9 protein-coding genes and 1 tRNA gene are annotated in these 12,076 nt (G+C 69.7%); all 10 read right to left on the bottom strand.

All coding sequences use genetic code 11. The features are described from left to right. Nucleotides 1-8: 8 nt before the first annotated feature. On the bottom strand, nt 9-1,313 hold the full coding sequence (locus OG974_RS21780; RefSeq protein ID WP_371644158.1) for a hypothetical protein: 1,305 nt from the start codon (nt 1,311-1,313) through the stop codon (nt 9-11). A 121-nt stretch (nt 1,314-1,434) separates the two neighbouring features. After that, nucleotides 1,435-1,569: a DLW-39 family protein gene (locus OG974_RS21775; protein ID WP_208809277.1), complete on the bottom strand. Its 135-nt coding sequence runs from the start codon at nt 1,567-1,569 to the stop codon at nt 1,435-1,437. A gap of 145 nt (nt 1,570-1,714) precedes the next feature. Then, nucleotides 1,715-1,788 (bottom strand) — tRNA-Ile (locus OG974_RS21770). A 94-nt stretch (nt 1,789-1,882) separates the two neighbouring features. Then, nucleotides 1,883-2,602, bottom strand: a complete 720-nt coding sequence (locus OG974_RS21765) for a DUF3566 domain-containing protein (protein ID WP_328763217.1) — start codon at nt 2,600-2,602, stop codon at nt 1,883-1,885. Nucleotides 2,603-2,605: 3 nt separating this feature from the next. After that, nucleotides 2,606-5,212, bottom strand: a complete 2,607-nt coding sequence (gene gyrA / locus OG974_RS21760) for a DNA gyrase subunit A (protein ID WP_327284329.1) — start codon at nt 5,210-5,212, stop codon at nt 2,606-2,608. Nucleotides 5,213-5,253: 41 nt separating this feature from the next. After that, on the bottom strand, nt 5,254-7,314 hold the full coding sequence (gene gyrB, locus OG974_RS21755) for a DNA topoisomerase (ATP-hydrolyzing) subunit B (protein ID WP_327284328.1): 2,061 nt from the start codon (nt 7,312-7,314) through the stop codon (nt 5,254-5,256). 398 nt (nt 7,315-7,712) lie between these two features. After that, the gene (locus OG974_RS21750) at nt 7,713-8,240 is read right to left on the bottom strand and encodes a DUF721 domain-containing protein (protein ID WP_327284327.1); all 528 of its coding nucleotides are present in this window, start codon (nt 8,238-8,240) and stop codon (nt 7,713-7,715) included. After that, nucleotides 8,237-9,385, bottom strand: coding sequence for a DNA replication/repair protein RecF (gene recF, locus OG974_RS21745; protein WP_327284326.1), 1,149 nt, complete (start codon nt 9,383-9,385; stop codon nt 8,237-8,239). Before recF ends, OG974_RS21750 begins: the two co-directional genes overlap by 4 nt. Nucleotides 9,386-9,456: 71 nt before the next feature. After that, entirely contained in the window at nt 9,457-10,332 is an 876-nt protein-coding gene (gene gnd / locus OG974_RS21740) for a phosphogluconate dehydrogenase (NAD(+)-dependent, decarboxylating) (protein ID WP_327284325.1), read from the bottom strand. Nucleotides 10,333-10,548: 216 nt separating this feature from the next. After that, on the bottom strand, nt 10,549-11,679 hold the full coding sequence (gene dnaN, locus OG974_RS21735) for a DNA polymerase III subunit beta (RefSeq protein WP_030153167.1): 1,131 nt from the start codon (nt 11,677-11,679) through the stop codon (nt 10,549-10,551). Nucleotides 11,680-12,076: the final 397 nt, after the last annotated feature.

The following is a 12,076-nucleotide window of genomic DNA, read 5'->3' as shown; positions in this document are numbered from 1 at the left end:
CGGCGGTCCTACGCCGTGCGCCCGCGGCGCGCCAGCAGCATCCATCCGCCGAGTACGAGCAGCAGTACGGTCCCGGCGGAGAAGCCCGCGCCGGCCACCACGCGCATCACCGAGCGGCCGCCGGCCGCGTCCGCGGCCTCGGGGGCGGTGAGCCCGTCCCGGGCGGCGGCCCGGTCGTCGGCCCCGACCCCGAATCCGGCGGCGGTCAGGCTCTCCTGGTACGCGGGCCCCTTAGCCGGGCCGCCGATGACCTCCATGCGCAGGGTCAGCGGCACCGGGGTCGCGTCCTCGGTGAACTCGGCGACCTTGCCGCCCAGGGTCACGGCGACGTAGTACCAGCCGGCCAGCCGGACGCCCCGTACCTCGCCGGTGTCCGAGAAGCGGTTCTCGTAGGCCACCGGCGCGGTCTTCGGCAGGGTGAGGCCCGCCTGCTTGCCGCCGTACGAGATGCCCTTGTCCTCGATCGGGCCGCGGTACGGGCTGTACAGCGCGACCGTGAGCCCGTTGGAGGCCGACCCGTACGACTTGGTCATCCTGGCGTCGGAGAGCTCGGCGCTCAGCCCCAACTGCTGCCCCCAGTCCAGCGGGACGCGGTAGAAGCGGGTCTGTCCCGGCCGCAGGTCGTCCCGCCAGACCCCGGTGCCCAGGGCGCGGGCGTCGTTGAAGCCGGTGCCGCCGGTGCGGGCCACCGGCTCGGTGCCGGGCAGTGTCGGCGAGGCGGAGGGCCAGACGCTGGGCGCGGCGGTGGGGGCGCTGCCGCCGGCGGGTGCGGGCTCGCGCTGGAGCAACAGTTCCAGCGGCCACGCGCTCTGGTCGGAGTCCTTGGCGGCGGTGCGGGTGACCTTCGCGAAGTAGACGCCGGCGCCCTGGCATTCGGCGTCCTCTTCGAGCCGACGGACGGCGACCGCGGCGAGGGGGACCGGGTCGTAGCCGAATCCGGCCCGGCCCGGGTTGTTCGGGCAGCGCGCGCCTTCCTTGGTCATGATCTCGACCTCAAGGCCGTCGGAGTAGCCGACCTTGGCGCCGCGCGGAGGCTGGAGCACGGCGGAGAAGTACGCGCTGGAGGCGTCGTCGAGGTTCAGCTGGTAGACGCGCTCGCCGGGGCCCATCGTGTCCGCGTAGGCCTGGCCGGCCGCCACGAGCGGGGCGTCCGCGCTGGTGAGCCTGCCCTCGATCTTCTTGGCGCCCTCGGCGCCGCGGTAACCCGGCGCGGGCTGCGGGGGCGCCGTGGCGGCCTGCACCGCCCCCGGCAGGCACATCGCCAGCCCCAGGGCCGCCGCCCCCACCAGCACCGTCGTCCGTACCCGCCCCATCACGCCACCCCGATTTTGCTAGCGCAAGCCAAATCTTTGCATAACGTAACTTTTTGTCACAGAACAGCACAAAGCCCCGGCCGCAGCGGCAGCCGGGGCTTCATGAGATCAGCTTTGGGTCTCACACACCGGAACCAGAGGGCACGGAGTCAGTTGCCTCCGTCCACAGGTCCTGCTCGGCGCGGTCCGCCTGGATCTGGCGGTACACGAGGAGCCCGCCGATGGCGGCCAGTGCGACCAGGAGCAGCTTCTTCACCGCGCGACCTCGTCTTTCATTGACGTTGGGGACTTCTGACGGCCAACAATACACACGCACCGATACCGTTCGGTGACCTGGGAAGCCCTCAACTGGCCCTACGAAGAAGACCCCCAGGCCGGTGGCCTGGGGGTCTTCTTCACTGTGGGGCTAACAGGATTTGAACCTGTGGCCTCATCCTTATCAGGGATGCGCTCTAACCAACTGAGCTATAGCCCCATCCGCGCTGCGCGCTGACTCCTGAAGATTAGCGCACAGACACGGTCCCGCCAAAATCCGTTCCCGCGGGCAGTCCCCGCAGGTCAATCAGCGGTCATTCGTCCTCGGCAAGCGTGAGCTCCACACCGCCGACGAAGCCCGCCGACAGGTTGTAGATGAACGCGCCCAGCGTCGCCAGTGCCGTCGCCAGCACCACGTCGATCACCGCGATCACCGACGTGAAGATCAGAACGCGCGGCAGCGACAGGAACGACTGGAGGTCGAAGCCGTTGCTCTCGTTCGAACCGGTCGCCTCGCTGATGGTGCCGCCGACGGTCGAGAAGACGCCCATGGCGTCCATGACCATCCACAGCACCGCCGCCGCCACGATGGTGCACACGCCCAGCGCGATCGACAGCAGGAAGCTGACCTTCATCACCGACCACGGGTCGGCCTTGGCCACCCGCAGCCGCGCCTTGCGCGTCCTGGGCGTCGTACGGGCGCCCGTACGCGGCTTGCGCTGCGCACCTGCGTCCCCTGAGGCCCGCTGCGCACCCGGGGCGCCCGAGGGCGCCGTGTAGGCCTGCGGAGGGTGGTACGGCTGCTCCGACTGCCGACCGGCGGCCGGGGCGGTGGCCGCAGCCGTTGCAGCCGCTGCAGGCGCAGCAGCCGCCGACGCGGCCGGCGCGCCCTTCTCCTTCTTCGGCTTGCGGGTGTCCGTCACGGTCCTCCCCCTGTCCCCGGCGGCGGCGTCCCCGTCCTGGGATTCCGGGGCGGGGCCACGGGCACCGTCCTCCCCAGTCTTGGCCGGTCCGGCGCCCGTGGCTCCACTCACGACTTACTCCTCGTGCTCCCCGGCCGAGGGCTGCGTGCCCTCGGCGGCCTCGGCGGCCTGTCCTTCGGCCGCCTCGGTCTCCTCGACCTCGTCAGCTTCCTGACCGGCCTCGGCGTTCCTGGCGATACCTACCACGGCATCGCGCTTGCCCAGGTTGATCAGCTGAACGCCCATGGTGTCACGGCCGGTCTCCCTGACTTCGTTGACTCGCGTACGAATCACACCACCGCCGAGCGTGATGGCGAGAATCTCGTCCGATTCGTCCACCACGAGCGCCCCGACGAGCGACCCGCGGTCCTCCACGATCTTCGCGGCCTTGATGCCCAGACCACCACGGCCCTGGACGCGGTACTCGTCGACCGGCGTCCGCTTGGCGTAACCGCCGTCGGTCGCGGTGAAGACGAACGTACCGGGCCGGACCACGCTCATGGAGAGCAGTTCGTCACCCTCACGGAAACTCATGCCCTTCACACCCGAGGTCGCACGGCCCATCGGGCGCAGCGCGTCGTCGGTCGCGGTGAAGCGGATCGACTGCGCCTTCTTGCTGATGAGCAGCAGGTCGTCCTCGGCGGAGACCAGCTCGGCGCCGATCAGCTCGTCGGCGGTGCCGTCGGCGCCGTCAGCGCCCGTCTCCCGGAGGTTGATCGCGATGACACCACCCGAACGGGGCGAGTCGTAGTCCTTGAGCGCCGTCTTCTTCACCAGGCCGCCCTTGGTGGCCAGGATCAGGTACGGGGCGGCCTCGTAGTCGCGGACCGCGAGGATCTGGGCGATCTTCTCGTCCGGCTGGAAGGCCAGCAGGTTCGCCACGTGCTGCCCGCGGGCGTCGCGGCCGGCGTCCGGCAGCTCGTACGCCTTGGAGCGGTAGACCCGACCCTTGTTCGTGAAGAACAGCAGCCAGTGGTGCGTGGTGGACACGAAGAAGTGGTCGACCAGGTCGTCCTGCTTCAGCTTCGTGCCGCGCACGCCCTTGCCGCCGCGCTTCTGCGAGCGGTAGTCCTCGGTCTTGGTGCGCTTGACGTACCCGCCGTGCGTGATCGTGACGACGATGTCCTCTTCGGCGATCAGGTCCTCGATGGACATGTCCCCGTCGAAGGGCACCAGCTTGGAGCGCCGGTCGTCGCCGTACTTCTCGACGATCGCCGCCAGCTCGTCGCTGACGATCGAACGCTGCTTCTCCGGCGAGGCCAGGATCGCGTTGTACTCGTTGATCTTCGCCTGGAGTTCGTCGTGCTCAGCGACGATCTTCTGCCGCTCCAGGGCCGCCAGGCGCCGCAGCTGCATCTCCAGGATCGCGTTGGCCTGGATCTCGTCGATCTCCAGCAGGCCCATCAGGCCCTCGCGCGCGATCTCGACGGTGTTGCTGCGCCGGATCAGCGCGATGACCTCGTCGATCGCGTCCAGCGCCTTGAGCAGGCCGCGCAGGATGTGTGCCCGCTCCTCGGCCTTGCGCAGGCGGAACTTCGTCCGCCGGACGATGACCTCGATCTGGTGCTGCACCCAGTGACGGATGAACGCGTCGATCGACAGCGTGCGCGGCACGCCGTCCACCAGCGCCAGCATGTTCGCGCCGAAGTTCGTCTGCAGGTCGGTGTGCTTGTACAGGTTGTTCAGCACGACCTTGGCGACGGCGTCGCGCTTGAGCACGATCACCAGGCGCTGGCCGGTGCGCGACGAGGTCTCGTCGCGGACGTCGGCGATGCCGCCGATCTTGCCGTCCTTCACCAGGTCGGCGATCTTCTGCGCCAGGTTGTCCGGGTTGGTCTGGTACGGAAGCTCCGTGACCACCAGGCACTGGCGGTTCTGGATCTCCTCGACCGCCACCACCGCGCGCATCGTGATGGAGCCGCGCCCGGTCCGGTACGCCTCCTCGATGCCCTTGCGGCCCACGACCAGCGCGCCCGACGGGAAGTCGGGGCCCTTGATCCGCTCCAGGAGCGCGTCGAGCAGCTCCTCGTGCGAGGCGTCCGGGTGCTCCAGAGCCCACTGGGCGCCGGCCGCGACCTCGCGCAGGTTGTGCGGCGGGATGTTGGTGGCCATGCCGACGGCGATACCGGCGCTGCCGTTGACCAGCAGGTTCGGGAACCGCGCCGGCAGGACGGTCGGCTCCTGGTTGCGGCCGTCGTAGTTGTCCGTGAAGTCGACGGTCTCCTCGTCGATGTCCCGGAGCATCTCCATGGCCAGCGGCATCAGCTTGCACTCGGTGTAGCGCATCGCGGCCGCCGGGTCGTTGCCCGGGGAGCCGAAGTTGCCGTTGGAGTCCACCAGGGGCATGCGCATCGACCACGGCTGGGCCAGGCGGACCAGGGCGTCGTAGATGGAGCTGTCACCGTGCGGGTGGTACGTGCCCATGACGTCACCGACGACGCGGGCGCACTTGTAGAAGCCCTTCTCGGGCCGGTAGCCGCCGTCGTACATCGCGTAGAGCACGCGGCGGTGCACCGGCTTGAGGCCGTCGCGCACGTCCGGCAGGGCGCGCGAGACGATGACGGACATCGCGTAGTCGAGGTAGGAGCGCTGCATCTCCGTTTCGAGCCCGACGGGCTCGATGCGCAGCACGGGCTGCTCCTCCGCGGGGTTCTCTGCGGTGGGGGTGGTTTCGTCGGCCATTGCTGGTCAGAAGTCCTTTCAGGCGGTCAGCGGAGACCGACTCAGATGTCGAGGAACCGAACGTCCTTGGCGTTGCGCTGGATGAAGGAGCGCCGCGCCTCGACGTCCTCGCCCATCAGCACCGAGAACAGGTCGTCGGCCTGGGCCGCGTCGTCCAGGGTGACCTGGCCGAGCACGCGGTGGTCCACGTCCATGGTGGTGACGCGCAGTTCCTCGGCGTTCATCTCGCCCAGACCCTTGAAGCGCTGGATCGAGTCTTCCTTGATCCGCTTGCCGTTCTGCTTGCCGAGCTCCACCAGCGCGTCGCGCTCACGGTCCGAGTACGCGTACTCGAAGTCGTCCCGGCCCCACTTGATCTTGTAGAGCGGCGGGCGCGACAGGTACACGTGACCGGCCTCGACCAGCGGGCGCATGAAGCGGAACAGGAAGGTCAGCAGCAGGGTGTTGATGTGCTGGCCGTCGACGTCGGCGTCCGCCATCAGGATGATCTTGTGATAGCGGAGCTTCTCGATGTCGAAGTCCTCGTGCACACCCGTACCGAACGCGCTGATCAGCGCCTGGACCTCGGTGTTCTGGAGGATCTTGTCGATGCGGGCCTTCTCGACGTTCAGGATCTTGCCTCGGATCGGCAGGATGGCCTGGTACATCGGGTTGCGGCCGGACTTGGCGGAGCCACCGGCCGAGTCGCCCTCGACGATGAAGATCTCGCACTTGGTCGGGTCGTTCGACTGGCAGTCGGACAGCTTGCCCGGCAGCGAGGCGCTCTCCAGCAGGCCCTTGCGGCGCGTCAGGTCGCGGGCCTTGCGGGCCGCGACGCGTGCCGTGGCCGCCTGGATCGACTTGCGGATGATGTCCGCGGCCTCGACCGGGTTGCGGTCGAACCAGTCGTTGAGGTGCTCGTGGACGACCTTCTGCACGAAGGTCTTGGCCTCCGTGTTGCCCAGCTTGGTCTTCGTCTGGCCCTCGAACTGCGGCTCGCCCAGCTTCACCGAGATGATCGCCGTCAGACCCTCGCGGATGTCCTCGCCGGCGAGGTTGTCGTCCTTCTCGCGCAGCAGCTTCTTGTCGCGCGCGTAACGGTTCACCAGACCCGTCAGCGCCGCACGGAAGCCCTCCTCGTGCGTACCGCCCTCGTGCGTGTGGATCGTGTTCGCGAAGGAGTACACGCCCTCCGTGTACTGCGAGTTCCACTGCATCGCGATCTCGACCGAGAGCGTGCGCTCCTTGTCCTCGGCCTCGACGTCGATGACGGTCGGGTGGATGAGCTCGCCCTTGCGGGAGTTCAGGTACTTCACGAAGTCGACGATGCCGCCCTCGTAGTAGTACTTGACCGTGCGCGCGGGGGGCTCGCTCGCGTCCGCGTCGGGGTCGTCCGCGCCGACGGTGGCCTTCGCGGACTCGCGCTCGTCGGTCAGCGACAAGGTCAGGCCCTTGTTGAGGAAGGCCATCTCCTGGAAGCGCCGCGACAGCGTCTCGAAGGAGTACTCGGTCGTCTCGAAGATGTCGCCGTCGGCCCAGAACGTCACCGACGTGCCGTGCTCGTCGGTCTCCTCGTTCTTCGCGAGGGCCGCCGTCGGGACACCGAGCTTGTAGTCCTGGGTCCAGCGGTAGCCGTCGGTCTTGACCTCGACCGCGACCTTGGTCGACAGGGCGTTCACGACGGACACGCCGACGCCGTGCAGACCGCCGGAGACGGCGTAGCCGCCGCCGCCGAACTTGCCGCCCGCGTGCAGGACCGTCAGGACGACCTCGACGGCCGGCTTCCCCTCGGACGGCACGATGCCGACCGGGATGCCGCGGCCGTTGTCGATGACCCGCACACCGCCGTCGGCGAGGATCGTCACGTCGATGGTGTCCGCGTGCCCGGCCAGGGCCTCGTCGACCGAGTTGTCCACCACCTCGTACACGAGGTGGTGCAGCCCGCGCTCACCGGTCGAGCCGATGTACATGCCGGGGCGCTTGCGCACCGCGTCCAGGCCTTCCAGGACCTGGATCGCACTCGCGTCGTACGAGGCGGTGACCTCGACGTTCTCGCCGGCTGTGGACTGGTTGTCGTTGGGGTTGCCGGAATCGGCCACGAAGCGCCCTTTCTGGCACAGCACAGGCCGTACTCCGGGCCAGCAGGCATGCAAGCAGGAGCGGCTGCGTCGATCTGCGTTGTCAGCGTTTGTCAGCGGGATCCCGCAACAGGGCGGGATTCGCTTCAGTCTACCGGTACCACGGACATGAATGGGGGTTTGCCGGTACCTGAGTCCGCATGTGCCGCCCTGAACCTCCTCTCTCCGACTCCCCATATCCGGGAAGGGGCTCAAAGAGGCTCACACGGGCATTCAGCGCTTCGGCCTGTCAACCTCCGGCTACCGTGAGGGACGCCACCCGGGACGACGGGCACGGCGGCCCGCGAAAGCGGTGCACCGACCGGTATGCGGGGCGGCGGCGCGGCCCGTCCACAGCCCGCCCGGGGACTGGGGACGGACCCGCGACGAGCGCTACCGAACCGCTATCCGTACGTGTCCCCCGGCCCCGTACTGCCCGGCGCACGCAGCGGCCCGTACCGCTTCGGGCGCCCGCCCGGACCCTGGACCTTGATCATCCGGACCGTGCCCTGCCCCAGGTCCGCGTTCAGCCGCGCCACCAGCTGCGGAGCCAGCAGCTTCAGCTGCGCCGCCCATGCCGAGGAATCACACCGCACGACCAGTTCACGGTCCTCGTACCGGTCCGGTTCACAATGCGCCGCGATCTCCGGCCCGACGATCTCCGGCCAGCGCTCCATCACGCCCGCGACCGCCATCGGCATCTCCCAGCCGCGCTCCGTGCGCAGCCGGTCCAGCGCCGCCATCAACGGCATCGGATCCCGGCCGTCCGCGCGCGCACCCGAGCGCAGCCCCGGCTGCCGGCCACCCTTCTTCGCGCCGGCCGCGTTGCCCCGGGCCCGCGCCTGCTCCCGGGCCGCCGCCAGCGCCTGCCGCGCGAGGTCCACGCCCGAGGGCTCCGGAACCTTGCGGGGTCCTTGAGTGTCGTCGCTCACAGTCGGGTCACCTCACCGCCGGACACCCCGAACCGCGTCCCCGTCAGCACGCCCGGAACGTCGTCGTCCACCGCCGCCGTCACCAGTACCTGCTCGCCCGGAGCCACCAGCTCCGCCAGCCGCTCCCGGCGCCGCGCGTCCAACTCCGCGAACACGTCGTCCAGGATCAGCACCGGTTCGGCGCCCTCCGAGCGCAGCAGCTCGTACGAGGCCAGCCGCAGCGCCAGCGCGTACGACCAGGACTCGCCGTGGCTCGCGTACCCCTTGGCCGGGAGGTCGCCCAGCCCCAGCAGCACGTCGTCCCGATGCGGGCCCACCAGGGTCACGCCGCGCTCGATCTCCTGCTTGCGCACCTCGGCCAAGGCCGCCAGCAGCACCTCGTACAGCGCCTCGCGGGTGCGCGCCGCACCGCTGTCCACGCTCTGGCCGGCCTCGCCTGCGGCCGAGGACTTGTACGCGAGCCCCAGCGGGCCGCCGCCGGGCGCGAGCTGCTCGTACGCCTTGTCCGCCAGCGGCAGCAGCGTCGCGATCAGGTCGAGGCGCTGCGCCAACAGCTCCGCGCCCGCGCGCGCGAGGTGCTGGTCCCAGACGTCGAGGGTGGACAGGTCCATGGACCGGCCGCCGTGCCGGCGGGCCATCGCCGCCGACTTCAAGAGGGTGTTGCGCTGCTTGAGCACCCGCTCGTAGTCCGACCGGACTCCCGCCATCCGCGGCGAGCGGGCCGTGACCAGCTCGTCGAGGAACCGCCGGCGCTCCCCGGGGTCCCCCTTCACCAGGGCCAGGTCCTCGGGCGCGAACAGCACCGTCCGTATGATCCCCAGCACGTCCCGCGGCCTGACCTGCGAGGACCGGTTGATCCTGGCACGGTTGGCCCGCCCAGGGTTCAGTTCCAGCTCCACCAGCTGCTGGCGCTCCCCGTGGGTGACGGCCGCGCGGATCACCGCCCGGTCCGCGCCCATCCGCACCAGCGGCGCGTCCGAGGAGACGCGGTGGCTGCCCAACGTCGCCAGATAGCCGATGGCCTCGACCAGGTTCGTCTTGCCCTGGCCGTTGGGGCCCACGAAAGCCGTGACGCCCGGGTCGAGGGGAACCTCGGCCCGGGCGTACGAGCGGAAGTCGGCCAGTGAGAGATGCGAAACGTGCATACGGCGCCGACCTCCCCCGGCTTCCTGCTGCTGCTCTGTACTTCTGTCTACTGCTGTGGACCGGTTGTGGATTACTTCTTCTCGACCGCGTGGCCGCCGAACTGGTTGCGCAGCGCGGCGATCATCTTCATCTGCGGGGAGTCGTCCTGGCGGGAAGCGAACCGCGCGAAGAGCGAGGCCGTGATCGCGGGCAGCGGCACGGCGTTGTCGATCGCCGCCTCCACCGTCCACCGGCCCTCGCCCGAGTCCGCCGCGAAGCCGCGCAGCTGCTCCAGGTGCTCGTCCTGGTCCAGCGCGTTCACCGCGAGGTCCAGGAGCCACGAGCGGATGACCGTGCCCTCCTGCCAGGACCGGAACACCTCGCGGACGTCGGTGACCGAGTCCACCTTCTCCAGCAGCTCCCAGCCCTCGGCGTAGGCCTGCATCATGGCGTACTCGATGCCGTTGTGGACCATCTTCGCGAAGTGGCCCGCGCCCACCTTGCCCGCGTGCACGGCGCCGAAATCGCCCTCGGGCTTGAGTGCGTCGAAGACGGGCTGGACGCGTGCGACGTGGTCCTTCGCGCCGCCGTACATCAGCGCGTAGCCGTTCTCCAGGCCCCAGACGCCGCCGGAGACACCGCAGTCGACGAAGCCGATGCCCTTGGTCGCGAGCTCCGCGGCGTGCTTCTCGTCGTCGGTCCAGCGGGAGTTGCCGCCGTCGACCACGATGTCGCCGATCGAGAGGAGCTCCCCGAGCTCGTCGATGGTGGACTGCGTCGCAGCGCCGGCCGGGACCATCACCCACACGACGCGGGGGGCCGGCAGGCTGTCCACAAGTTCCCGCAGGCTGTGGACATCGGCGAGGTCCGGGTTGCGGTCGTACCCGACGACGGTGTGTCCTGCGCGGCGGATGCGCTCGCGCATGTTGCCGCCCATCTTGCCGAGACCGACGAGACCAAGCTCCATCAGGTGGTTCCTTAAGCGTTGTGGCCGTCTGTGCCGGTGCCCCGGATTCCCCGGGGACACCCCGGCTCCGAGCCTACGCCGGGCGGTGCCGCCGGGCGCCACGGGCGCTCCAGGGAGGGTCGTCCGAGGGCGGCTCGTGGAGGCCGTGGGAGGGGGCGCGAACGCCGTCGGGCCCGGCCCCGCAGCCTGCGAGACCGGGCCCGACGTCCGCGTGCATCAGCCGGACAGGCGCACCGGCATGATCAGGTACTTGTACGCCTCGTCGGCCTCGGCGTCGACCGCCGGACGGCCGCTGAGCAGCGCCGGCTTGGTGGACGTGGTGAAGCTCAGCTGCGCGGCCGGCGAGTCGATCGCGCTCAGGCCGTCCAGCAGGAAGGTCGGGTTGAAGGCGATCGAGATGTCGTCGCCCTCAAGCTTGGCGTCCACACGTTCCACAGCCTGTGCATCGTCGGAGGAGCCCGCCTCCAGGATCAGCACGCCCTGCTCGAAGCTGAGGCGGACCGGGGTGTTGCGCTCGGCGACCAGGGCCACGCGCTTGACGGCCTCGACGAACGGGGCGGTCTCGATGACGGCGATGGAGTTGAACTCCGTCGGGAAGAGCGTGCGGTACTTCGGCAGGTCACCTTCGAGGAGGCGGGTGGTGGTGCGGCGGCCGGCGCCCTCGAAGCCGATGAGGCCCTCGCCGGCGCCGGAGCCCGACAGCGCCAGGGTGACGGTGTCACCGCTGGTCAGGGACTTGGCCGTGTCCAGGAGCGTCTTCGCGGGCACCAGGGCCACGGCGGAGGCGTCCGGGTTCTCCGGCTTCCACAGGAACTCGCGGACCGCGAAGCGGTAGCGGTCGGTGGAGGCCAGGGTGACGCGGTCGCCCTCGATCTCGATGCGGACGCCGGTGAGCACGGGCAGCGTGTCGTCGCGGCCGGCGGCGATGGCGACCTGGGCGGCGGCGGAGGCGAAGACCTCACCGGGCACGGTGCCGGTCGCGGTCGGCATCTGCGGCAGCGCCGGGTACTCCTCCACAGGCAGGGTGTGGAGTGTGAACCGGGAGGAGCCGCAGACCACGGTCGCTCGTACACCGTCTGTGGAAATCTCCACCGGGCGGTTGGGGAGGGCGCGGCAGATGTCGGCGAGGAGCCGGCCGGAGACGAGGACGGTGCCGTCCTCCTCGACGTCCGCCTCGACGGAGACGCGGGCCGAGACCTCGTAGTCGAAGCCGGAGAGGGACAGGGTGCCCTCCTCGGCCTTCAGCAGCAGGCCCGCGAGAACGGGCACTGGCGGCCGGGCCGGGAGGCTGCGGGCAGCCCAGGCCACCGCCTCCGCGAGTACGTCGCGCTCCACCCGGATCTTCACCGGAACCGCCTCCTGCTGTTGCTCGCTCGTCTGCCGGCCTTCGTCGTCGGCTCGATTCCCCCGGTGCCTCGATGCCCTCGATGGCTCGGAGCCTCGTTGCCGGGGACCAGTCTGACGTACGGCGCCGACAGTCGGTGCTGCCGGAGGTCAAGTCGGGAGCGAGGTGTCGGGGAGGCCTCCCCACCGAGTTGTGCACAGGACCCGCTTGAAAACCGAAACCGGCCTAACTCTCTATGGGGGTAGTAGTAGGGCCTGTGGAAACGGTGGATAAGCCCGTTCTCGCAGGTCAACCGGCGTTTTTTATCCACCGGGCCTGTGGGTGACACCGGTGGACAACACGGTGTGTCTGTGGAGAACGAAAACTTCTGCACAGGCCATCCCCAGGTGACCCCGACTA

The organism is Streptomyces sp. NBC_00597, assembly GCF_041431095.1.
Lineage (GTDB): Bacteria > Actinomycetota > Actinomycetes > Streptomycetales > Streptomycetaceae > Streptomyces.
The sequence above is the reverse complement of the archived record's forward strand: the minus strand, read 5'-3'. Positions and strand labels throughout refer to the sequence as shown.